21 protein-coding genes and 1 other annotated feature are annotated in these 24,189 nt (G+C 30.3%); of the genes, 1 reads left to right on the top strand and 20 read right to left on the bottom strand.

All coding sequences use genetic code 11. The annotated features are described in order from the left end of the window. The first annotated feature begins 85 nt into the window (after positions 1-85). Positions 86-2,245: a ferrous iron transport protein B gene (gene feoB, locus B2S02_RS00685; protein WP_346848051.1), complete on the top strand. Its 2,160-nt coding sequence runs from the start codon at positions 86-88 to the stop codon at positions 2,243-2,245. 61 nt (positions 2,246-2,306) lie between these two features. On the opposite strand, the gene B2S02_RS00680 is transcribed toward feoB, so the two are convergent. From B2S02_RS00680 to B2S02_RS00585, 20 genes are all read right to left on the bottom strand, one after another. After that, on the bottom strand, positions 2,307-2,933 hold the full coding sequence (locus B2S02_RS00680; RefSeq protein ID WP_346848050.1) for a DUF3793 family protein: 627 nt from the start codon (positions 2,931-2,933) through the stop codon (positions 2,307-2,309). Positions 2,934-2,946: 13 nt separating this feature from the next. Continuing rightward, entirely contained in the window at positions 2,947-3,360 is a 414-nt protein-coding gene (locus B2S02_RS00675) for a flavodoxin (RefSeq protein WP_346848049.1), read from the bottom strand. Positions 3,361-3,616: 256 nt separating this feature from the next. Beyond that, positions 3,617-5,227, bottom strand: a complete 1,611-nt coding sequence (locus B2S02_RS00670) for a CTP synthase (protein ID WP_346848048.1) — start codon at positions 5,225-5,227, stop codon at positions 3,617-3,619. A gap of 393 nt (positions 5,228-5,620) precedes the next feature. Continuing rightward, positions 5,621-6,628 (bottom strand): aspartate--ammonia ligase, encoded by a 1,008-nt coding sequence (asnA, locus tag B2S02_RS00665; protein WP_346848217.1) that lies wholly within the window; start codon positions 6,626-6,628, stop codon positions 5,621-5,623. Between the two features lie 124 nt (positions 6,629-6,752). Then, positions 6,753-7,018 (bottom strand) — a binding site (T-box leader). A 119-nt stretch (positions 7,019-7,137) separates the two neighbouring features. Further along, positions 7,138-8,829, bottom strand: a complete 1,692-nt coding sequence (locus B2S02_RS00660; RefSeq protein ID WP_346848047.1) for a peptide ABC transporter substrate-binding protein — start codon at positions 8,827-8,829, stop codon at positions 7,138-7,140. 34 nt (positions 8,830-8,863) lie between these two features. Continuing rightward, entirely contained in the window at positions 8,864-9,841 is a 978-nt protein-coding gene (locus B2S02_RS00655; RefSeq protein ID WP_346848046.1) for a dipeptide ABC transporter ATP-binding protein, read from the bottom strand. Next, positions 9,834-10,850 (bottom strand): ABC transporter ATP-binding protein, encoded by a 1,017-nt coding sequence (locus B2S02_RS00650; RefSeq protein WP_346877460.1) that lies wholly within the window; start codon positions 10,848-10,850, stop codon positions 9,834-9,836. Before B2S02_RS00650 ends, B2S02_RS00655 begins: the two co-directional genes overlap by 8 nt. Positions 10,851-10,861: 11 nt before the next feature. Then, complete coding sequence (locus B2S02_RS00645; RefSeq protein ID WP_346848044.1) at positions 10,862-11,800, bottom strand: ABC transporter permease; 939 nt, start codon at positions 11,798-11,800, stop codon at positions 10,862-10,864. 11 nt (positions 11,801-11,811) lie between these two features. After that, positions 11,812-12,741: an ABC transporter permease gene (locus tag B2S02_RS00640; protein WP_346920136.1), complete on the bottom strand. Its 930-nt coding sequence runs from the start codon at positions 12,739-12,741 to the stop codon at positions 11,812-11,814. 313 nt (positions 12,742-13,054) lie between these two features. After that, positions 13,055-14,299 (bottom strand): metal-dependent hydrolase family protein, encoded by a 1,245-nt coding sequence (locus tag B2S02_RS00635; protein ID WP_346920135.1) that lies wholly within the window; start codon positions 14,297-14,299, stop codon positions 13,055-13,057. Between the two features lie 214 nt (positions 14,300-14,513). After that, on the bottom strand, positions 14,514-15,380 hold the full coding sequence (locus B2S02_RS00630) for an SDR family oxidoreductase (RefSeq protein WP_346878789.1): 867 nt from the start codon (positions 15,378-15,380) through the stop codon (positions 14,514-14,516). Positions 15,381-15,446: 66 nt separating this feature from the next. Next, positions 15,447-15,650 (bottom strand): heavy metal-associated domain-containing protein, encoded by a 204-nt coding sequence (locus B2S02_RS00625; protein ID WP_346877457.1) that lies wholly within the window; start codon positions 15,648-15,650, stop codon positions 15,447-15,449. Between the two features lie 164 nt (positions 15,651-15,814). Next, on the bottom strand, positions 15,815-16,003 hold the full coding sequence (locus B2S02_RS00620) for a DUF1858 domain-containing protein (protein WP_346920134.1): 189 nt from the start codon (positions 16,001-16,003) through the stop codon (positions 15,815-15,817). A gap of 102 nt (positions 16,004-16,105) precedes the next feature. Beyond that, positions 16,106-17,005 carry an arginase gene (gene rocF, locus B2S02_RS00615; protein WP_346878788.1) on the bottom strand — a complete coding sequence of 300 codons (900 nt, stop codon included), beginning with the start codon at positions 17,003-17,005 and terminating at the stop codon, positions 16,106-16,108. 449 nt (positions 17,006-17,454) lie between these two features. Continuing rightward, complete coding sequence (locus B2S02_RS00610) at positions 17,455-17,739, bottom strand: putative quinol monooxygenase (protein WP_346848037.1); 285 nt, start codon at positions 17,737-17,739, stop codon at positions 17,455-17,457. Between the two features lie 246 nt (positions 17,740-17,985). Beyond that, on the bottom strand, positions 17,986-18,921 hold the full coding sequence (arcC, locus tag B2S02_RS00605) for a carbamate kinase (protein ID WP_346848036.1): 936 nt from the start codon (positions 18,919-18,921) through the stop codon (positions 17,986-17,988). Between the two features lie 148 nt (positions 18,922-19,069). Then, positions 19,070-20,065: an ornithine carbamoyltransferase gene (argF, locus tag B2S02_RS00600; RefSeq protein ID WP_346877456.1), complete on the bottom strand. Its 996-nt coding sequence runs from the start codon at positions 20,063-20,065 to the stop codon at positions 19,070-19,072. A gap of 159 nt (positions 20,066-20,224) precedes the next feature. Beyond that, positions 20,225-21,457 carry an arginine deiminase gene (arcA, locus tag B2S02_RS00595; protein ID WP_346848216.1) on the bottom strand — a complete coding sequence of 411 codons (1,233 nt, stop codon included), beginning with the start codon at positions 21,455-21,457 and terminating at the stop codon, positions 20,225-20,227. A 128-nt stretch (positions 21,458-21,585) separates the two neighbouring features. Further along, a complete protein-coding gene (locus B2S02_RS00590; RefSeq protein ID WP_346848034.1) occupies positions 21,586-22,776 on the bottom strand; it encodes a MerR family transcriptional regulator in 1,191 nt (396 codons plus the stop codon). Positions 22,777-23,038: 262 nt separating this feature from the next. Then, complete coding sequence (locus B2S02_RS00585) at positions 23,039-24,064, bottom strand: low specificity L-threonine aldolase (RefSeq protein WP_346920133.1); 1,026 nt, start codon at positions 24,062-24,064, stop codon at positions 23,039-23,041. Positions 24,065-24,189 lie beyond the last annotated feature (125 nt).

The following is a 24,189-nucleotide window of genomic DNA, read 5'->3' as shown; positions in this document are numbered from 1 at the left end:
ATGTAACACAATCTATGCTTACCCTAAACTTTTCATAATTATATAAGATTAAATAATACAATAATTTATTATAGGAGGTTTTTTAATGGGATTAACTAATCAATCTACCGGAGTTAGCGCTTTAGAAAAAGAACTTAATATAGATCGTGCTTCCCCCTCAGATAAAATAATTGCTCTAGCTGGTAATCCCAATGTAGGCAAGAGCACAATTTTTAATAGCTTAACTGGACTTAACCAACACACTGGAAATTGGCCTGGAAAGACAGTATCCAATGCACAAGGAAGATATACTCACAAGGATAAATCCTTTATACTAGTTGATATACCTGGAACCTACTCTCTTATGGCTAACTCTGTAGAAGAAGAGGTTGCTAGAGACTTTATCTGTTTCGGTAATCCTGATGCCACTATAGTTATCCTTGATGCTACTTGTCTAGAAAGAAACTTAAACTTAGCACTTCAAACTATAGAAATAACTAACAATGTAGTAATATGTGTAAACCTACTAGATGAAGCTAAAAGAAAAGGAATTAATGTAGACTTAACAAAACTTTCCTTACTTCTCGGTGTTCCTACTGTAGGTACTAGCGCTACCACAGGATATGGTCTTAAAGAATTAATGGATATAGTATATAATCTCACAAATAATGAAGTGCCTATAAATCCTATTAAAATTAAGTATGATAAAGTTTTAGAAGATTCTATCTCACTAATAGAACCAGAAGTAAAAATAGCTCTAAAAAATATAGCTTCTAAAATTAACCCTAGATGGATTTCTTTAAAATTATTAGAAAATGACCCTAGTCTAATTCAATCCTTGAATAAATATTTAAATATTAACATGCTAAATAATGAAATAATTAAAAAAAAGATAATAGAAGCAACTAATCTTTTAACTACTTATAACATAACGGGAGAACATTTTAGGGATATATTAGTAACTACTTTAGTAAGTAAAGCCGAAAAAATCAGCATGAAAGTGGTTACAAAAGAGAATTATAAATATAATATTACTGATAGAAAAATTGATAGAATTCTTACATCTAAAATATATGGAATACCTATAATGATTTTACTTTTATGTGTTGTTTTTTGGATAACAATTACAGGTGCTAATTACCCTTCATCCCTTTTATCTACTGCACTCTTCTGGATTGAAGATAGACTTAGTGTATTTTTACTAGGTTTAGGTGCACCCTGGTGGCTAGAAGGTGTTCTAATAAAAGGAATTTACAGAACCTTAGCCTGGGTTATTGCTGTAATGCTTCCTCCAATGGCTATTTTTTTCCCATTATTCACACTTCTTGAAGATTTAGGATATTTACCTAGAATAGCGTTTAATTTAGATAACTTCTTTAAAAAAAGCTGTGCATGCGGAAAACAAGCTCTTACTATGTGCATGGGATTTGGCTGTAATGCAGCAGGAATAATTGGATGCAGAATTATAGACTCCCCTCGAGAAAGGCTAATTGCAATTATTACAAATAATTTTGTACCTTGTAATGGACGTTTTCCAACTTTAATTGCTATAATCACCATGTTCTTTGCTGGCACTTTTGTTGGACCATCACAATCTATTATATCTTCATTAATTCTAACATGTGTAATCCTATTAGGAGTATTTATGACCCTAATGATATCCAAAATTCTATCTAAAACTATACTTAAAGGAGTACCATCATCCTTTACTCTAGAACTTCCCCCTTATAGAAAACCACAAGTGGGGAAAATAATAATCCGCTCTATATTGGATAGAACTCTATTCGTTTTAGGTAGAGCAGTTGTTGTAGCAGCACCTGCTGGATTAGTTCTTTGGATAATGGCTAATATTACAATTGGAAACTTTAGTCTACTAGCTCATTGTGCTAATTTTTTAAATCCCTTCGCCAATTTAATAGGCTTAGATGGTTATATATTAATGGCATTTATACTTGGTTTTCCTGCTAATGAAATTGTAATTCCTATTATTATTATGAGTTATACAGCCACTGGAAGTTTATTGGAATTTGATAGTTTAATTCAACTAAGACAACTTCTAACTTCAAATGGTTGGACATGGCTCACAGCATTAAATGTAATGTTATTTTCTTTAATGCACTGGCCATGTAGTACAACTTGTTTAACTATAAAAAAGGAAACTCAAAGCTTTAAATGGACCGCCATTTCCTTTGCAATTCCTACCATAACAGGTATTGTAATTTGTTTTACGATAACAACTCTAGTTCGAATTCTAGGCCTTGCTTAAACATTTAAATAAAAAAACAGAGTTTACACACTCTGTTTTTTTATTCATCTCTACTTTTGCCTTACCCATAAAAACTAAAATTATTTTCTATACTTTGCACTAAAGTACTTCCTTCAATTCCTTTAAATATAGAATTTACTGTATATTCTTTAACCTGATCATAAGATTGAAAAATTCTTTGAGCTGAAATACAGTCATTATACACTTTCCAATATCCACACAATAAACACTTCTTATCATTACAGTTAATAAAATCTTTCACGTCATTAATTGGTATTCCTAAAAAAATACCTAATTCATGTGGACAGTTAAATTCTTTATATCTATTTTTTAACACATTTAAATATTCTATAATAGTTCCATTTTCTGAATAGCCTAGACCTATTAAAAACTCTTTATTTTCTTCTTTCCCTATATATTTTTCAAGTAACCGCTGATTATAAATTAATACTACAATTGAATCATCAGATTCTCTTAGTTCTATAAAGTCAAGACCTATACTTTGAATAAACGCTTTTCCCATTGAACCCCAGTTGCTATATAAATTTCTATTATATTTTTTAAAAGTAATAGTAGCAGCTGGTTTAACCTTTGCAATCACCAATGAAGTATTATAAATTAAAAAGTTTTTAATATATTCTTCACCATTCATAGATTCTAACTTATTATAAAATTCTAAACATGTCATTTTCATTACCTACCTATAAAAGTGTTATTTTTTTACCAAAATTTATACATTCATCTTCATCTTCTGGTTCGCCACAAATTATTAAACAGTCCTCTTTTATTTCACATCCATAAGAAAGCATTCTATCTTCCCAATCTCTCATCCACTTTCCATCTCCCCAACCATAGGATCCAAATAAAACAACTTTCTTTTTAGATATTTTTGAAGATATCTCTTCAATAAAAGGTTCAAACTCAGATTCTTCTAATACTTCATCTCCCATAGATGGGCATCCTAATACTATTACATTTTCATCATCAAAGATGCTACTGTTAGCATTAGCAACATTGATTACTTCTGCATTTTTTCCTTCTTCTCTGATTCCTTTAGCAATTAATTCTGCCATTTTCTCTGTATTACCTGTACCTGACCAATAAACTATTTTCATAACACATCCTCCTTAATTGAAAATTATTCTCAATTAAATAATATCGGATCTTCGCGGTATTGTCAATAGTTTTTGATAATTATTCTCAATTGAATAGTAACAAATAAATCATAATCCTATTATGCTTGTATATGTATGGTTTTATACTTATTAAAGCTCTTTAAATAAATAATAAAAGGCATCTTTCTATTGAACTGCTATCAAATTTATAGATATCAGTTAATATTCTAGAAAAATGCTTCTTTTATTATTTATATTATTTACTTTCCTTATCTCTAATTGCAGCTCTTATAAATCCTTTGAATAAAGGATGAGGATTATTAGGTCTTGATTTCAATTCTGGATGAAATTGCACTGATACATACCACGGATGATCTTTTATTTCAACAATTTCTACCAATCTATCATCGGGGCTTGTCCCAGTAATATTCATACCTTTCTCTACTAATTCTTCTCTAAACTTATTATTAAATTCATACCTATGTCTATGTCTTTCATTTACCAATATTTCATCATATTCACTAGCCACTATTGAATTTTTGTCTAGTTTACATGGATATAAACCAAGTCTCATAGTACCACCTAAGTTTTCAATTTCTTGTTGATCTGCCATTAAATCTATTACTGGATATTTTGTATTTGGGTCAATCTCAGAGCTATTAGCTCCTTCATATCCAAGTACATTTCTAGCAAATTCTATAACTGAACATTGCATACCTAAACATATCCCAAATAAAGGTTTTTTATTCTCCCTTGCCCACCTTATAGCTTCAATCTTGCCTTCTATTCCTCTATCTCCAAATCCCCCTGGTACTAATATCCCATTCACATCAGAAAAAATTTCATCCGAATTATATCTTGCTACCTCTTCTGCATTTATCCATTTCATTTCTATTATGCAATCATTAGCATATCCACCATGACTTAAAGCCTCAACTACAGAGATATACGCATCATGTAGTTCTACATATTTACCAACTAAAGCAATCTTAATTTTCTCATTTAAATTTTTAATTTTATTAACCATATTAATCCATTGTGAATTATCAATATCCGTACATTCTAAATTTAATCTTTCACATACTAACCTATCTAGACCTTCCTTATGTAACATTAAAGGTACTTCATATAAGTACTCTGCATCTAGATTTTGTATTACATTTTTACCTTCTAAATTACAAAACAAACCTATTTTTGCCTTCAATTCATCTGATATTTCCTTTTCAGCTCTACAAACTATTAAGTCTGGTTGAATTCCTATACTTCTTAATTCTTTAACCGAATGTTGAGTTGGCTTTGTTTTTAATTCACCAGCTTTTCCTAGATAAGGTACTAAAGTCACATGTATAAAACACACATTTTCCTTACCTACTTCATACTGAATTTGTCTTATAGCTTCCAAAAATGGTAAGGATTCAATATCTCCTACAGTACCACCAATTTCAGTTATTACCACATCTACTGCCTTTTCCTTTGTTACCCTACATATTCTTTCTTTTATCTCATTAGTTATATGAGGTATTACTTGAACAGTTCCACCTAAATACTCTCCTCTTCTTTCTTTAGATATGACTGACCAATAAATTTTACCAGTAGTAACATTGCTACTTTTGCTCAAATTTTCGTCAATAAATCTTTCGTAATGTCCTAAATCTAAATCAGTTTCAGCACCATCATCAGTAACAAATACTTCTCCATGTTGATATGGACTCATTGTTCCTGGATCTACATTTAGGTATGGATCAAACTTCTGTATTGTAACATTTAATCCCCTATTTTTTAAAAGTCTACCTAAAGATGCTGCTGTAATACCCTTTCCTAAGGATGAAACTACTCCACCTGTTACAAAAATATACTTACTATTCATGTTATCTTCTCCCATACAATTTATTTTTATATTTTATTAATTTACTATTGACTTTTAATCTCTACATTTGTATAATAAGAATTACCCCATAAATAATATGGGGTAGTCTGTACTTTTAACATAGAATTTATATTACCACACTTCCATATATATGGCTAGTGTTTTTTGTCATTTTATATATTTAATTTAATAATTAAATATATAAAATTATTGTTAGTATAAATCTAACTAATTTACATATTAATATGTGAGGCTATCTTAGAATAATAAAAAACATTCTAAGATAGCCTCACTTTTAACTATTTTTTAAATTAAAACACACTTTAATAATTAAATTTATTATGATTCATTTCTTCATCATATAAAAATTAAATATACAAATCCACTTATGAATTAAAGTAAATTTATATTATTTTCCTTACAAATTTTTATATTTTTTTCATCCCATGTAGTAGCTTGAACTTCACCAATATGAGCTTTGTTTAAAAAAAACATGCATATTCTTGATTGACCTATTCCTCCTCCAATTGTATATGGAAGTTCTCCTGCTAATAATCTCTTATGAAAATCTAGACGTCTTCTGTTATCATTACCTGATACTGTTAATTGATAATCAAGGGCTTTTTCATCTACTCTTATTCCCATTGATGAAAGTTCTACAGCCCTATCTAATAAAGGATACCAAAATAATATATCTCCATTTAAATTCCAATCATCATAATCCGGACTCCTACCATCATGCTTTTCTCCCGATTTTAACGCTCCACCTATTTTCATTATAAATACAGCGCCAAACTCCCTACAAATTTCATCTTCTCTTTCCTTAGAAGTAAAGTTTGGATAAATGTCTTCTAGCTCCTGAGTAGTTATAAAATGTATTTCATTTGGTAAAGGATTTTCTACCTTCATTAAATTTTTATCAACAAATTCTTGAGTTTTCTTAAATACCTTATAGATTTTTCTTACAATATCTTTTAAATATTCTTCATTTCTATCTTCTTTTTTTATTACCTTTTCCCAATCCCATTGGTCTACATAAACTGAATGTAAATTGTCTAGTTCTTCATCTCTTCTTATAGCATTCATATCTGTATATAATCCATCTCCAACTTGGAAGTTGTATCTATGAAGACTCATTCTTTTCCATTTTGCTAAGGAGTGTACTATTTCAACATTTTTTCCTGTAGCCAGCAAGTCAAATACTACCGGTCTCTCAACTCCGTTTAAATTATCATTTAATCCACTTTGAGAGTCCACAAACAGTGGAGCTGAAACTCTAGTCAAGCTAAGATTTTCTGATAAAGTTCTTTCAAAAAAATCTTTTATCTTCTTTATGTGTACTTCTGTTTCTATTAATGTGGCATTCGATTTATATCCTTTCGGAATAACAATCCCTTCTATCTTCATAATAATTCCTCCTTAGATTTTAAGTTTAAAGTTAAAGAGTTGATAAAGTTTTATGGGCCCATACTTTATCTTTTTTATTTATATATAATAAAAAAACTCTCATCCCTATATATAAATATAAAAGGACGAGAGTACTACTCACGTGTTACCACCTTAATTCATTGCTACTTTACAATAACAATCTCTTCAAGTACGTCAATTAATACAAATTGATTATACTCTAGCACTATATCGGGTGCAGATCCGGTACTGCCTACTGGTTGTTATCTTTCGGAGCACTGCTCAGAGATGTTATTCAAATCAACTTACTCTTCCACCTCTCAGCTTATGGGGAATTCTCTGTAAAGATACATTAATTTTACTTCTTCTCTTCAACGCTTTCTACATTTCATTTTTTTAAATAATATCACAATTAATTTATTTTGTAAAGCACTTTTAAAATGCTACCTCAAAATTTCTTTTGAGATAGCATTTTGATTTTAAAGTTCTTTTTATTTATTTAATTACTCTACATAAGCATCTCTAAATTCCATTTGTCCTAATGGTGATTTATAAGTTCCTTTAACATTTTTGTCTATACATAATACATTTGTATAATAGTATAGTGGTATAATTGGTGATTCATCCATTAAAATATCTTCTGCTTTGTGTAATAATTCTGTTCTCTTAGCATCATCTAACTCTACTTTAGCTTGAGCTATTAACTTATCATATTCTTTATTTGAATATCCTGCATTATTTTGTCCATTACCAGTTGTCCACATATCTAAGAATGTCATCGGATCATTATAATCTGCTATCCATCCATGTCTAGCCATAGAATATTGGAAATTATTCCTTGTATCTTGGAATACTGCCCACTCTTCATTTTTCAACTCTACATTAATTCCAAGATTTGTTTTCCACATATCTTGTACTGCTTGAGCTATATTTTGATGACCTTGATCTGTATTAAAAGTAAATGTTATTGTTGGTGCTCCTTCTCCATTTGGATATCCAGCTTCTTCTAGCAATTTCTTAGCTTCTTCAATATTTGCACCCTTTGATGAATAATCCTTTTGAAACTCTTTTCCTATTGAATCAAGAATACCTGCTGGAACATAGCTAGTTGCTGGTGCTTGACCACCTTGAGCTACCTTATCAACTATTAGTTGCCTATCTATAGCTAGTGATAAAGCTTTTCTGAACTTAGGATTACTTAATGCTTCAGCTGCTTTAGGGTCTACATCCTTAGCTTTGTCTGATACATTTATTACATAGAAGTACGTTCCTAAATAAGGATATATTTTTGCTGTTCCTTCATCTAGTAATGTAGGAATTTCAGCCTGAGGTGGTGATTCTATTACATCTATTTCTCCACTCTTAAAGGCATTTAAATAAGTTATTTGATCATCTATTAATTTTACTTCTAATGTTTCAAGTTTTACATTTTTAGCATCCCAATAATTTTCATTTTTTACAAATGTAATACTTTCTTTTTCTTTCCATTCAGACATCTTAAATGGTCCATTAGATATATATGTGTCTGGCTTTAATGTCCACTTTTCTTCATTTCCTTCTATAATATCTTTTCTAACTGGGAAATAAGTTGGAAAAGCTGCCAATGATAAGAAATATGGAACTGGAGATTCAAGAGTTACTTCTAAGGTGTTATCATCTATAACCTTTACACCTACATCCTCTGCTGTAGCAACCTTACCTCCTACTTTTTCCTGATTATAGTATGCAGCTCCATTTTTTATATAGAAAAGTTGATATGCATATTCTGCTGCCACTTTAGGATTTAATGCTCTCTTCCATGCATATTCAAAATCCCCAGCTACTACCGGTTTTCCATCTGACCATTTAGCATCCTTCCTTAAATGGAAAGTATATACAGTTCCATCGTCAGATACTTCATACTTTTCAGCAGTACCTGGTACTATTTTAGAATTTTCATCCTCTCTCATTAACCCTTCAAAAGCATTGTGAATTATTGTTGAACCATCTACTGCTGAATTTAGTTGTGGATCAATAGTTTTAGGATCTGCACCTAAATTATATACTATTTTTTGTTCTACTGTTTCTTCTACCACAGGCGTATTGCTATCACCAGGTTTTTCTCCTTCATTTCCTTTAGTCTTAGTACATCCTAAAAGTAATGTACCTGTCATTATTGCAGTCATTATCAGTGCCATTATTCTAGTTTTCTTCATTCATTGACCTCCTTATTAAATTAATTAATTTATTTTAAAATAAATGACAAGCTACGCAATGGCCAGGAGATACTTCCTTTAAAATTGGCTCCTCTTCACCACAAATTTGTTTTGCATATTTACATCTAGATTTAAATCTACATCCTGGTGGAGGATCAATTGGAGATGGAATATCTCCCTCTAAAATTATTCTTTGTCTTCTTTTAGCTTCATCCGGATCAGGAATTGGAATTGCAGATAGTAATGCATTGGTATAGGGATGTATTGGTTTACTATATACCTCATTACTCTCTGCTATTTCAACTAGTTTTCCTAAGTACATTATTCCAACTCTATTGGATATATGCTTAACCATGGATAAATCATGAGCTATAAACAAGTAAGTTAGGCCAAAGTCATTTTGCAAATCCTCAATCATATTAATTATCTGAGCTTGTATGGATACATCTAGAGCAGAAATAGGTTCATCACAAACAATAAACTCTGGATTAACTGCAAGAGCTCTTGCTATTCCGATTCTTTGTCTTTGACCTCCTGAAAACTCATGTGGATAACGATTTAAATGATTTTGATCAAGACCTACCTTATCTAAAAAATACTTTACTTTTTCTTCTCTTTCTTTGCCTTTACATATTTTATAAATATCTAATGGTTCACCGATAATATCTCCAACGGTTAGCCGTGGATTAAGTGATGCATAAGGGTCTTGAAATATCATCTGCATCTTTTTTCTATAAGATAGCATCTGCTTATTAGTTAGCTTACCAATCTCTTCATTATCATAAAATATCTCTCCAGCAGTAGGATTATATAATTTTAATAGAGTCCTACCTAAAGTTGTTTTACCACATCCCGATTCTCCTACTAGGCCTAAAGTCTCTCCTTTTTTTATTTGAAGAGATACCCCATCAACAGCCTTTAATATTCCTTTATTCTTACTAAAAATTGATTTCTTAGTATTGAAATATTTACATAGATTTTTTATTTCTATTAGTTTCTCCATGCTACTCATCTTCCTTCCTCCTCTTCAATGGAGTTTCAACCTTTGGTGCCCTATTATCATTTAACCAACAAGCAGATTTATGTCCTGGAGTTATTTCATAATATTTAGGTCTATGCTCTTTACATACTTCCATAGAATATTTACATCTAACATAAAATGGACATCCCTTTGGAGGTTTAAATAAATCTGGTGGTTGACCATCTATAGGTCTTAGTCTTTCTCTTACCAAGGTATTAGGATTAGGAACACTTTCCATAAGACCCCAAGTATATGGATGTTTAGAATTATAGAATATATCCTTTACAGTTCCTTGCTCTATAATAAGACCTCCATACATTACATTCACATTATCACAAATATCTGCAACAACTCCCAAATCATGTGTAATAAGAATTATAGATGTATTTAGTTTTTCCTTTATATCCTTCATTATCTCTAAAATTTGTGCTTGTATCGTAACATCTAGTGCAGTAGTTGGTTCATCCGCTATCAATAGCTTTGGATTACAAGTTAATGCCATAGCTATCATAACCCTTTGTCTCATACCCCCAGAAAACTCATGTGGATATTGCTTCATTCTGCTTTCAGGACTAGGTATACCAACTAAGTGTAATAATTCTACAGCTTTTTTATGTGCTTCTTCTTTAGTCATCTTCTTATGGATTCTAAGTGGCTCCATAATTTGATTTCCTATAGTCATAAGCGGATTCAAAGAAGTCATAGGATCTTGGAAAATCATGGATATATCATTCCCTCTTATGGTAGACATATCTTCCTCACTGATAGATACTATATCCTTATCTTCAAATCTTACTTTCCCCTCTTTTACTTTACCATTATCATCTAAAAGCCTCATAATAGACATCATTGTAACACTTTTTCCACTACCAGATTCTCCAACTATACCCATAACCTCACCATGTTCTAGATTAAATGAAACTCCCCCTACAGCTTGCACTTCTCCAAATTGAGTATAGAAAGATGTTTTTAAATTATTTACTTCTAACAAATTACTCATCCTTCCACCACCTACTTTTTAATCTTTGGATCTAGAGCATCTCTAAGCCCATCACCAAGCATATTAAATGAAAAAATTGTTATACATATAGCCAACGTCGGAAATAAAAGCTGATACGGATATAATCTTAAAGTAGATAAAGCATCACTAGCTAAAGTTCCCCATGATGCAAGTGGTGGTACTAATCCTAATCCAATAAAACTTAAAAAAGCTTCTGAAAATATTGCAGTTGGTATTTGCAGTGTAAGAGTTACTATAATTGGACCTAAACAATTTGGAATTAGATGTTTAAATAGTATTCTCTTACCTTGAGCTCCTAAAGTTTTAGCAGCTAAAATAAATTCTTGTTGTTTAAGCTGAAGTATTTCTGCCCTAACAATTCTAGCCATACCTATCCAATAAGAAATAGCCAATGCTACAATAATATTGAATAAACCACCTTTTTCAAGAATGACCATTAATAGTATTACATATATTGTCATAGGTATAGAAGATATTATATCTACAATTCTCATCATAATATTATCTACCCATCCACCTATAAGTCCAGCAATTCCACCATATACTATACCTATAACCAAATTAAGTATAGATGCCACAAAACCAATTATTAAAGAATATCTAGCACCATACATAACCCTTACAAACAAATCTCTTCCTAGTGAATCTGTTCCAAACCAATGCTCTGCAGACGGTCCTTGGTTAGTAAGCATTAAGTTATTTGTCGTATAATCATGTTTAGAAAACCAAGGAATAAATATAGCTCCTAGAGTTATAAGAATAACAAAGATAAGCCCTACTATTGCTAACTTATTTTTTTTAAGTTTTCTCCACGAATCTTTCCAATAAGATACACTTGGCCTATTTATTGTATCCTTTTGTTTACTACCTTCATCTACAAAGACAAAATCCTTTTCTAAAATTTCATTAATTTCTTCATTAAATTCCATAACATCACCTCCTACGCTTCAACATTTTCTAATTTAATTCTTGGATCTATAATTACATACATAATATCCACAATTAAATTACATAGTATAAGAAGTGTACTATAGAATATAGTTACTCCAAGTATAGTTGTATAATCTCTATTTGTTATTGTAGTTACAAACTCTCTTCCAAGTCCAGGTATAGCAAATATCTTTTCTACTACAAAGCTACCAGTTAATATTCCTGCAATCAATGGACCTACGTAGGTTACTATAGGGATTAATGTATTTCTAAGAGCATGTTTAAACATAATTCTTCTACCATTAACTCCTTTTGCCTTTGCAGTTCTAATATAATCTGATTTCAAAACTTCTAAAAGTTTAGATCTTGTAAGTCTAGATATAAATGCTATGGAATATCCAGCTAGAGCTACTGATGGTAAAATATAACTCTTTAAGTCATCTAACCCTGTTATTGGAACTAAGCTTAGTTTAACTCCAAATACATACATCAATAATGTAGCTATAACAAAGCTTGGCAATGTAACTCCCAGTGTAGCAAGTACCATACATATTGAATCTGGCCACTTATTATATTTAAGAGCAGCAATTATCCCTAAAAGTATTCCAAAAATTAAGGAAATTGCCACAGCTACTCCACCAAGTTTAGCAGATGCCGGGAAAGAATAACCTATTATTTCTTGTACTTCTCTTCCTTTGTATCTCATACTTGGACCTAGATCCCCCTTAAGCAAGTCCTTTAAATACATAGAATATTGCTCACCTAAAGATTTATCTAATCCATATTTTGCTTCTAAACTAGCCTTTATTTCTGGTGGTAGTGGCTTTTCACCATCAAAAGGTCCACCAGGCATTAATCTCATTAAAAAAAATGTCGCAGTGATAACTATAAATATAGTTACTACACTTATACCTAGTCTTTTTAGAATGTATTTAATCAAATTCTCACCCCCCATTTTTTATATGATATATATATATTGATTTATTCTCTCAATATTCCATTAATTTTTGTTTAATCCATTACTTTTTAATGATAAATTAATAACAATCTTCATATATATCTATATTTCACTATTTCTTAATGGGTTAATGTGCTTTGTTGCTCAATAAAGCTAAGTAATTATATTTTTCAAAAAAAAGAAAAGCGCCTTAAAATTTTGCACTCTTTAAGATATTTATTCACATTTCATTAAGGAAATGATGCTTAAACATCAATTTAAGATCTAGTGTATTTTAAGACAACTCTTTAAACTATTAATTTATATTTTTCTTTACAAAGGTACCTTCCTTCATAATTATCTGCATGTTACCACTTCTTATATCATGAATATCCTTTAATGGATTTCCATTCAATACAATAATATCAGCAAACTTACCTAACTCCAAAGTGCCTGTTATATCATCAATTTTTAGCATTTCTGCTCCATTTTTTGTAGCTGCTAAAATTACCTCCATATTGGTAAGTCCAGCTTTACAAAGAGTATACATTTCAGTTATTGCATATTCTCCATAGGGAGTTAAGCTACTACAGAAGGAATCTGAACCTACTGTTATTCTTATTCCCTTTTTATTTGCATTTCTTAGATTACTTATTATACGATTTAGCTCCTTTTCAGCTACTGTCTCTCCCTCATAATCATCTAAAATTTTTCTATAGGGAGGCTCGTACACTGTAAACCATTGATAGAAGAATTGAAGGGTTGGACAAAAGCTTATATTCTTTTCCTTCATTATTTCTAAACATTCTTCATTTAATTCCTGACCATGGATTATAGCAGAAACTCCTGCCTTACATGAATTTAAAGCTCCTTCATAACCTTCAGCATGAGACCAAACCGGTAATCCAACCATATTGCATTCATCTACCACAGCTTGTATTTCCTCCATACAATAGTGAGATGCTGCTTTGGCATCATGTCTCCATATACCTCCTCCAGTAGACCATATTTTTATAGCATCAGGATTTTCACGTATTCGTTTTCTGATAGACTTACGCAATTCCCAAGGTCCATCAACTCTTTCTGCCCATGGATGTGAATCTTCATTATAGTTCAATGGTAAATTATGTGAATCTCCATGTCCTGAAGTTCTACAAAATCCTAAACCTGTTGCAACTATACGTGGTCCTGGTATTATTCCTTCTTCAATCATATTTCTAAGATGAATTCCAGAACGAGAAATTTCACCTACGGATGTTAGTCCATGCTCCAAAGCTTCTCTAGCTTGAGCAACAGCTACTATTGTCTTTTGTATCACAGGCTCTAATACCCACTCTGTATCACTATCTGTTCTATTTCCGCTAAAATGTAGATGAGAATCTATAAGCCCTGGCATAATAGTTTTTCCTGATATATCTATTATTTCATAATTCTCTTCTATTTCTTTCATCACTCCAGCATAAGTAATTTTCTTATTTTCAACAAGAACTAAGGAATTTTCTACAGGTTCAGTTCCTGATCCATCTATCAATAGTCCTCCTATAAATGCTATACTTCTCATATTTTACCCCCCAAAAATTATTCACATTATTATGGCTTCACTTTGATATACTCCAATAGTTTGCCTCAACTCATTATTATACCATATATGTAAAATTAAACAGTGTTAATTTTATGTTTTTTATAATTTATTTCATGAAAATAAAATGAGTAGACAATAATTACATTATCTACTCATGGTCTAACTAAGTAACTTAATTTAATTATATAAATTATTAACTAGTTATAAATTGACCACCATTTATATGAATAGTTTCTCCAGTTATAAATGAAGCCCCATCTCCAGCTAAGAATACATAGCTCTCTGCAATTTCAACAGGCTGACCTGCTCTTTTAAACAAGGTATTACTGCCGAAAGTAGATACCTTATCACTATGAAAGGATGATGGTATAAGTGGCGTCCATACTGGACCTGGTGCCACTGCATTTACCCTTATTCCTCTTGTAGCCAATGACTTTGATAAACTTCTAGTTAGGGCTGTTAAAGCTCCTTTAGTACAAGAATAATCTATTAAAGTTTCATTTCCTTCATAGGCTGTTACAGAAGTTGTATATATTATTGAATCCCCCTTCTTCATATGAAAGAGTACTTCTTTTGTTAAATAGAAAGCTCCAAAGAAGTTTGTATCAAAGGTTTTATGTAATTGCTTACTAGTTATCTCATTAATTTGTTGACACTCATGTTGTTCTGCAGAATTTGATACAAAAATATTTATAACTCCATACTTTTGTACTACTTTTTTTATAGCTTCCTTGCAGAAGTCTTCATTACCAATATCTCCAGAGATGAGCAAACACTCTCCTCCTCTTTCTTCAATAAGACTTTTTGTTTCCTTAGCATCTTCATGTTCATTTAAATAAATTATACATACCTTTGCTCCTTCTTTTGCATATAGTATAGAAATAGCCCTTCCTATACCACTATCTCCCCCTGTAATTAAAGCTACTTTGCCCTTTAATCTGTCTGAAGTTTTATGATAATCATCTATTTCATAGATAGGTTTTGGTTCCATTTCACTTTCAATGCCTGGCTGTATACTTTGATGTTGAGGCTTAAACCCAATTGGAAAATTGTAGTCCATTTTAACACTCCTTATCTATATATAGAAATTAATATTTTAACTCCATTACTCTTGCTCTATCTTTTTTTACTTTACTATATACCCTGTATGAGAAATACAGTCCTTAATTTCTTCTGGAGTTGCTGGACTGTTATAATTTACTTCCACTGTACCTCTTGCTATATCAACACAGACCTGTTGTACACCATTAATTTTATCTAAAGAATTATTTAACTTAGTTCTACTTTCTGAATTTACTAATCCTGAAACATTATAATGTACTGATTTCATTTTAATTTACCTCCAATTATTAGTTTTCTAATATATTATCTTTTAAAAGAGCAATTTTTATGCATAGAAATAATAATTCTAAACTATACACCTTTCATTTTTGTAAATTAATCTATAAAAAAAGACACTACCTATGTAGCGTCTTTAAATCTTATATTTTATTCCTAAATAGCTTGGAGTTTACTTAATAAGTCATCTATTTTTAATCCGTGAACCATACATGCTTCTTCAAGAGTTTCCGCTTGTGCTGAAGGACATCCAACACAACCCATACCAAAACTCATTAAAACTTCTGCTGCTTTCCCATTTTGTCTTATTACTTCCCCAATAGTCATTTCCTTTGTTACTTGCATAACTATTACCTCCATTTTTATTTTGATTAACTTAGATATAAATATATATCATTAAACATAGTATACTACATTTCTACAGATTTAATTATTTAATTTTTATATCTATATTAATTCACCTATTTTTTTTATTAATGCCATACAACTTTTTAACGTAGTATCAGTATCATCTAAACATGGATTAAATTCTACAAAATCCATAGATTTAACTAATCTAGTATTAAATATACTAGTTAATAACTTCTCTGCATCATTTATATTAAATCCATTTGGAACTGGAGTTCCCGTTCCTTTTATTAATTTTGGATCTACAGAATCTATATCAAAGCTAATATGAATATTATTTATTCCTCGTGCTTTTAAACCTTCCAAAAGCTCCTTACACACTTTATCTACACCTATTTCTCTTACTTTATCCATAGTCCAAACAGTTAAATTTTTATCTTTAATTAATTGAAGTTCACCTTCATCTAAATCTCTTGCTCCAATTATAAATACATTTTCCTTTTTAACTTTTATACCATTAAAATATAAAGTTGTTAAAGATTCATCTCCAAAACCCATTGATGCAGCTAATGGCATACCATGAACATTTCCTGTAGGACTTGTCTCAAAGGTATTTATATCTCCATGAGCATCAATCCATATTACAGCTAAATCTCCCTGGAAATATCTACTTGAACCAGCAACACTTCCCATAGCTAAAGCATGATCTCCACCTAAAGTTATAGGAAAACCTCCACCGCATAGGGAACTATAAACTGAATTAGCTAAATTCTCAGTTACTTCTATAATTTCATTAATGTATTTTGCATTTACTCCGGCCGCAAAAGGTTGCTTATCCTTTGTATTATTAACATAAATATTACCTAAATCATATACCTTATTTTTATGATTTTCTAATAATTTTTTAATTCCATTTTCTCTTAATTCATCTGGTCCATTTTCTACCCCTGCTCTATCACATCCATAATAAAGAGGTACTCCAATTAAGTTAATATCCATATAAATCCCCTCCGTTAAAATGCCACTTATGTTATATTAGCATTCAGTCAAATTTTACTTTCAAATCCCTATTTCTATTATGTATCTATCTAATATAACGTAGAAATTTATCAGCAATTATTACTTTATTCCAAAACTAATAAAATTACAATAGAAAACTAATATTTATTTTATCGAATATATATATTTTTATATAATAACTGTTATAATATTCACTGTTCTAATGGATAATTATGTGGTTAACTTAAAGGTTTTATAATATATGTAATAAACTTCATTTCATTTTAAAGAATATTTTATAAAAATTTCAATATATTAAACTTTTCATATATTCCATTGCCTGTTATTAAAATATGTATTTTTATACATACATCAAGTTATAATTTAGGAATACTTTCTCAAATATAATAAAGCCTATTTCAATATTATCTTTGAAATAGGCTTTCTATCTATATTTTTTTATAAAGAGTTATTTCTGTTTCTCCCTCTTGAAGTTTAGCGAGTTCTGGTACAAGATTAGTAAAATGTATTGTATTGTTATGTAACTTTATTGCTTCTTCACTCTCCCAAACCTCAATGAATGCAACTACATCACTATTTCTTAAATCTTCGTAAAGATCATACTCTATACATCCAGTTTCTTTCCTACTTTCTTCTATAAGTTTATTGGCTAAATTTTTAAATTCTTCTTTCTTATCTTTTTTTATAGTCTTTTTTGCTACAATAGTAATCATATTCATATACCTCCAATATAAATTATTTTAGTTAATGTTCACCATAATATTTTCCCTACATGCTTTAAGCTTCATAGATTTTAACCTTCACTGAATATAAAAATATAAAAATATAAAAATAGTTAAACACCCTATAAAAGAATTATATCACCTTTACTAAAATTTACATATAAAAATGAGGACTTAAAACAGCTTTCACAGATGCTTTAAATCCTCACACTCTAGTTTTACCCAGATAAAATTCGATTATTTTTCTATTATAGTTCCTGTTATACCATGTAAAGCTTCTTTAGCTTTTTCTAGTGAAGTTATTAAAGCTTTACCATTATTACTAAATTTAACATAGTCCATACATGCTTCTACCTTAGGTAGCATTGAACCTTTAGCAAAATGGCCTTCTTGTATATATTTACCAGCCTCTTCTAGATTAACTTCTGATAGTTCTTCTTGATTTGGTTTATTAAAGTTTATACAAACTCTATCAACAGCTGTTAAAATAACTAGCATTTCTGCATCTAAATCTTTTGCAAGTTTTGCGCTTGATTTATCTTTATCTATAACTGCTGCAACACCTCTAAGAGATCCATCAGATTCCTCTACTACAGGAATACCACCACCACCAACAGTAATAACTATAGTTCCTTGTTCAACTAATTGTTTAACTGTTTCAAGCTCTACAATTTTTTGCGGCTGTGGAGATGCAACTACTCTTCTATATCCTCTACCTGCATCTTCTACAAATGTAAATCCTTTTTCTGCAGCTATCTTTTCTGCTTCTTCCTTACTATAGAACATTCCTACTGGTTTACTTAAGTTTTTAAAAGCTTCATCATTTTCATCAACTACAACTTGAGTAACTACAGTTGCAACATTTTTTCTAATTCCTCTAGATATAAGCTCTGTTCTAATAGATTGTTGTAAGTGATATCCAATATATCCTTGACTCATGGCACCACATTCTGCAAAAGGCATTAATGGAGTATTTGCTCCATTATTTGCTGCAAATTCCATGGCTAAGTTTATCATTCCAACCTGTGGACCATTACCATGGCCAACAATTACATTATAGCCTTCTTCTACTAAATCAACGATGGTTTTTGCTGTATGCTTAACTAAATCTAATTGTTCTTCAGCTGTTTTTCCTAAGGCGTTTCCCCCTAAAGCTATTACTAGTTCCTTCATTTAATTCACCCCATATATAATTTAAATATAAAATATGTTGAGACTACTATATTTTTATCTATGCCTTAAATATAATATTTTATTGTTTAGCTAATTAAATAATAGGTTAAACCCCTTCCTTTCTTAATTTTAAGAAGGGGTTTAATTATTATAGCCCTATAGTTGCAGCCATAACTGCTTTAATTGTATGCATTCTATTTTCAGCTTCATCAAATACTACAGATTGTTTTGACTCAAATACCTCATCAGTAACTTCCATTTCTGTCATTCCAAATTTTTCTCCCATTTCTTTTCCTACTACAGTTTTTAAATCGTGGAATGCTGGTAGACAGTGCATGAATATAGCTTCTGGTTTAGCATTTTCCATTGCAGTTCTATTCACTTGATATGGTCTTAGCTCTTTTATTCTTGCTTCCCAAACTTCATCTGGTTCTCCCATAGATACCCAAACATCTGTATAGATAACATCTGCATTTTTTGTTCCAACCATAACATCTTCAGTTAATGTTACAGTACATCCATTTTCCTTTGCAATTTCCTTGCAAGTTTCAACTAGCTCCTCAGCTGGGAATAATTCTTTAGGTGCACAAGCTGTAAAATTTAAACCCATTTTTGCACAAGCAACCATTAAAGAGTTACCCATATTATTTCTGGCATCACCCATATATACAAAGTTAATTCCTTTTAATCTTCCAAACTTCTCTTCTATAGTCAATAAGTCTGCAAGCATTTGAGTTGGATGGAATTCAGTTGTTAATCCATTCCAAACTGGAACTCCTGCATAAGCTGCTAATTCTTCAACTATTTCTTGATCAAAACCTCTATATTCTATACCATCATACATTCTACCTAATACTCTAGCTGTATCTGCAATAGATTCCTTTTTACCCATTTGAGAACCTGTAGGTCCTAAATAAGTAACACCCATACCTAAATCCATAGCTCCTACCTCAAAGGAACATCTTGTTCTAGTAGAATCCTTAGCAAATAATATTGCAACATTCTTTCCCTCTAAATTTTTATGAGGTACTCCAGCTCTCTTTAAATTTTTGAAGTCCTTAGATAAGTCTAATAAATATCTAATTTCCTCTGGTGTAAAATCTAATAATTTTAAAAATGAACGTCCTCTTAAATTAATTGCCATTGTTATACTCCCCCTAATATGTTGTTTTTTATATAATTTTATTTTATTCTTCTTCAGTATTTAATTATTGGATACTTAAAGAAGATTTTTTATTTTACAAATATATTATATTTTTATTTAATTTAAAATACACAATAAATGTTGGTTATATTTGTGTTATTAAACCTCACGAATCAAAGGCATAGACATACACCTAGGGCCTCCACGTCCCCTTGATAATTCAGATGATGGTATAACATGAGTTTTTATCCCATACTCTTCCAATATCTTGTTAGTTACATAATTCCTTGAATATACAATAACTTCACCTGGTCTTATACATAAAGTATTAGAGCCATCATTCCATTGCTCTCTTTGTGAAATTACATAATCTCCTCCACCACATCGAATTAACTTTACATCACATTCTAAATATTTCGACAATACCTCTTGTAATGTCATACTTTCCTTAGTAATTTTCACTTTTCCATTTTCCCCTTTAGTTAATTCAAATATTTCAAGAGGTCCTTCTATTTGTGGGTGAATAGTGAATTTATCATAATCAACTTGAGTAAATACTGTATCTAGGTGCATATATGCTCTAGTCTTTGGTATTTTAAATGCTAATACAGTTTCAATTTTGCTATCTGGTGTTTCAAAGAATATTCTCTCTGATATTTTTTCAATTGCCTGTGGAGCTGTCCTTTGAGATATTCCAATTGCAAGAACCTTTTCAGATATATTAAGAATATCTCCCCCCTCTATATTATAATCAAAATCTCTGTCATAAAGCCTATTAGTTCCCTTAAAATCAGGATGATATTTAAATATAAAGTGTGCATATATAGTTTCCCTATTTCTTGTTTCAGAATACATCCTATTTAAGCTTATTGAATTTCCAATGGATGCAAAGGGATCTCTCGTAAAATAAAGATTTGGCATTGGATCTGTAATAAATGGATATGCCTCATTTAAAAAATCCTCTAAATGCCTTGCTTTTGCTTTCTTCAATTCTGACTTACTAATTCCAGCCATAGTCTTTCTAATTAACTCTTCATTGCAATTAAAACTAATTAAATAGTTATATAATTCTTCTTTAACTTGTTCACTCTCTACTTTAGCTTCTTTTATGAACATTTTAATAAATTCATCTTTAACATCTGGGTCTTCCATTACTTTTGCTGCCAATTCATGTAAATATACAACTTCTACTCCATTGTCTCTTAAAACCTGTGCAAAGGCATCATGTTCTTCCTGTGCTACTTTTAAATAAGGAATATCATCAAATAATAATCTCTCCAGATATTCCGGTGTTAAATTCTCAATTTCTGCACCAGGCCTATGCAACAAGACTTTTTTTAATGGTTTAATTTCGCTTGTAACATTTATTCCCATAATTCTTTCCTTTCTTATACAACATTTTGTTAATTAAAAATACTTTATTTAAATTAACAATTTTTTATTTATAATATCAATATCCCATAACCTAAGTAATAAATTAAATTATGTAATATTGTTTTACACAAGTAAAAGTTTACACTCTATTTATTTTTAGCCTTGAACAAACCTAAACTATTGGTTATAAAAATTTCTCCATTTTTATCAATTATTTTTTTTATATAACCTTCAAATTCTTTTTTCTTAGAATCAATAATGTCTAATATATTTCCAGGTATAGAATAGATATATTCTAATATATTATTGGTGTCATTAACTATAAGCTTATCATCATACAAAACTTTCTCTACTGTATTAAAATACTTACTAAGTATTTTTTCCCCATTCTCTAATCCAAATTTACAAGATAACTTATCTTCATATATGCGTATATTACTACTAAAGCTTAACATTAATTCTTGTAACTCCCTTAAATGATTACTTCCAATAGTAGAACAGTATACTACTCCATTAGGTTTAATAACTCTTTTTATCTCAGCTAGAGCTAAATCTATATCTTTCATAAAAAATAATATATGATTAGCAATTACTACATCAAAACTATTATCATCAAAGGGTAATGATGTTAAATCAGTTATTATAAAATTAAACCTTTTAGAATTATCTCGTAAATTTAACTTTGCTTCATTTATCATATCTTCACATATCTCTGTTAGCGTAACCTCTATACTCTCATGTAGATTGTCCATATTTTTAGCCCATAGAACTCCATTACCACAACCTATTTCTAAAACCTTATCCTTCTTTTTGATTTTCATATTATCAAATACCCATGGATACCAACCATACCTATTTGTTGAGAATCTATCCATTAACTTCACACCTTCATTTAAATTAGATGCATCTCTACTACGTTGCAGTAATTCCTTCTCACTCTCTAAAGATTTTATTACATCAATAGCCTCTTCCCATTTCATATTAGAGTTCTCATTCATACTAAATTCAGCTGTTTCTATAGCATTTAATACTACCTTCATATTATTCATCTTATTTTTAATAATACTTTTCTGAAGTTTCAGAGAATTCATCATATCTTCTTTCTTATAATCACAATTTTCTGTGCTTATAATTTCATCTAAGGATAATCCCAGGTACTTTAAAGCTAAGATTTTTTTTAATTTTATAAAATCTTCATCAGAGTAATATCTATATCCTAGGTTATTAGTATATGATGGCTTAAGAATTCCTTTGCTATCATAATATCTAATAGTTCTAATGGTAACTCCTGCTTTCTTTGCAAATTCCCCAGTGGTATAAAATTCATCACTATTCATATTTATCCCTCCAAAGCAATCGTATACCTTACCCTATATTAATATAATAGAAGGTTACGTAAGGTAACTGTCAATACCTTTTTATGAATTTTATTACATTTATACAACATACTTAGTGCTGTATGTAATAATTGTATCATAATTTTGCATAATATTCTTACTTTTTTACTCAACTTCAAACTATCTATCTAATACTTATATTGTTATAAAAGTAAAAAGACAGAATTGACTAGTTAAATCTAGTTTTCTATCTTTTTATATATTAATTATATAATTTCACATCAGCTATAAACTCCAATACTTTTTCCTCATTTGTTGCCCAAGATGTGACAAGACGAATAGCTGAATTCTCTTTATCAATTTTTTCCCAAATCAAAAATAAGTACTTTTTTTCAAGACTATTAATTAATTTATTAGGAAGTATAGGAAAGACTTGATTACTAGATGAATTTATCATAAAACTGTAACCAGCATCTACAATGCCCTTTTTAAGAATTTGTGCCATATTATTAGCGTGAGTTGCTAAATCAAAATATAGATTATCCTTAAATAATTCTTCAAATTGAATTCCTAGTATTCTTCCCTTTGCAAGTAGAGCTCCCTTTTGTTTAATATGGTATCTGAAATCCTTTTTTAAAGTATCTCTACATATTACAAGAGCTTCTCCTATTAAAGCTCCTCCTTTGGTTCCACCTATATAAAAGGCATCTACTAATTGAGCCAATTCATAGATTTTCATATTGTTTTCATTAGAACATAGTGCAGAGCCTAATCGTGCACCATCAACATAGAGATATAAATCGTATTTTTTACACACTTCACTTAACTCTTCTACCTCTTCCCTTTTATATATTGTTCCTATTTCTGTAGAGTTAGAAATATATACAAGTTTTGGCTTTACCATATGTTCATCTGTGTGCTCTTCTATTACAGCTTCTATATTTTTTCTGGTTAATTTTCCATCTTCTACGTCTACAGAAATAACCTTATGCCCTGTAGCCTCAATGGCTCCAGTTTCATGAACTAGCACGTGACCAGTATTTGCTGCAATTACCGCTTCATGAGGTCTTAAGAATGCTGATAAAGCAGTAAGATTAGTTTGAGTTCCTCCAACTAAAAGATGAACATCTGCATCTTCTCTTCTTATTATTTTCTTAATTAACCTAATAGCTCTTGCTGTAAATATATCTTCTCCATAACCTTCACTCTGCTCCATATTACACTTGATTAATGCCTCTAATATTCTTGGATGTGCTCCTTCACTATAGTCATTTTTAAAGCTATACATAATAATATTACCTCCATTTTTTCATATTCTATCATTTTGCCATAGAAATATCAATAAAGGCTAAATAGACTTATGAAAGGAGTTCTTATTATAATTTTGCACTTATTACATATATGTTAAATATT

It is taken from the genome of Clostridium sp. UBA7339, assembly GCF_002470865.1.
Classification (GTDB): Bacteria; Bacillota; Clostridia; order Clostridiales; family Clostridiaceae; genus Clostridium_J; species Clostridium_J sulfidigenes.
This window is presented reverse-complemented; position numbering and strand designations above follow the sequence as displayed.

Excerpts from the sequence above, each read along its gene's own strand:
- B2S02_RS00610 (WP_346848037.1), bottom strand. The coding sequence starts at position 17,739 with ATGATTACTATTGTAGCAAAAAAGACTATAAAAAAAGATAAGAAAGAA.
- B2S02_RS00675 (WP_346848049.1), bottom strand. The coding sequence starts at position 3,360 with ATGAAAATAGTTTATTGGTCAGGTACAGGTAATACAGAGAAAATGGCA.
- B2S02_RS00680 (WP_346848050.1), bottom strand. The coding sequence starts at position 2,933 with ATGACATGTTTAGAATTTTATAATAAGTTAGAATCTATGAATGGTGAA.
- B2S02_RS00585 (WP_346920133.1), bottom strand. The coding sequence starts at position 24,064 with ATGTATAGCTTTAAAAATGACTATAGTGAAGGAGCACATCCAAGAATA.
- B2S02_RS00625 (WP_346877457.1), bottom strand. The coding sequence starts at position 15,650 with ATGAAATCAGTACATTATAATGTTTCAGGATTAGTAAATTCAGAAAGT.
- feoB (WP_346848051.1), top strand. The coding sequence starts at position 86 with ATGGGATTAACTAATCAATCTACCGGAGTTAGCGCTTTAGAAAAAGAA.
- B2S02_RS00650 (WP_346877460.1), bottom strand. The coding sequence starts at position 10,850 with ATGAGTAATTTGTTAGAAGTAAATAATTTAAAAACATCTTTCTATACT.
- B2S02_RS00635 (WP_346920135.1), bottom strand. The coding sequence starts at position 14,299 with ATGAGAAGTATAGCATTTATAGGAGGACTATTGATAGATGGATCAGGA.
- B2S02_RS00660 (WP_346848047.1), bottom strand. The coding sequence starts at position 8,829 with ATGAAGAAAACTAGAATAATGGCACTGATAATGACTGCAATAATGACA.
- B2S02_RS00670 (WP_346848048.1), bottom strand. The coding sequence starts at position 5,227 with ATGAATAGTAAGTATATTTTTGTAACAGGTGGAGTAGTTTCATCCTTA.
- rocF (WP_346878788.1), bottom strand. The coding sequence starts at position 17,005 with ATGGATATTAACTTAATTGGAGTACCTCTTTATTATGGATGTGATAGA.
- B2S02_RS00630 (WP_346878789.1), bottom strand. The coding sequence starts at position 15,380 with ATGGACTACAATTTTCCAATTGGGTTTAAGCCTCAACATCAAAGTATA.
- B2S02_RS00620 (WP_346920134.1), bottom strand. The coding sequence starts at position 16,003 with ATGCAAGTAACAAAGGAAATGACTATTGGGGAAGTAATAAGACAAAAT.
- arcC (WP_346848036.1), bottom strand. The coding sequence starts at position 18,921 with ATGAAGGAACTAGTAATAGCTTTAGGGGGAAACGCCTTAGGAAAAACA.
- B2S02_RS00655 (WP_346848046.1), bottom strand. The coding sequence starts at position 9,841 with ATGAGTAGCATGGAGAAACTAATAGAAATAAAAAATCTATGTAAATAT.
- B2S02_RS00645 (WP_346848044.1), bottom strand. The coding sequence starts at position 11,800 with ATGGAATTTAATGAAGAAATTAATGAAATTTTAGAAAAGGATTTTGTC.
- argF (WP_346877456.1), bottom strand. The coding sequence starts at position 20,065 with ATGGCAATTAATTTAAGAGGACGTTCATTTTTAAAATTATTAGATTTT.
- B2S02_RS00590 (WP_346848034.1), bottom strand. The coding sequence starts at position 22,776 with ATGAATAGTGATGAATTTTATACCACTGGGGAATTTGCAAAGAAAGCA.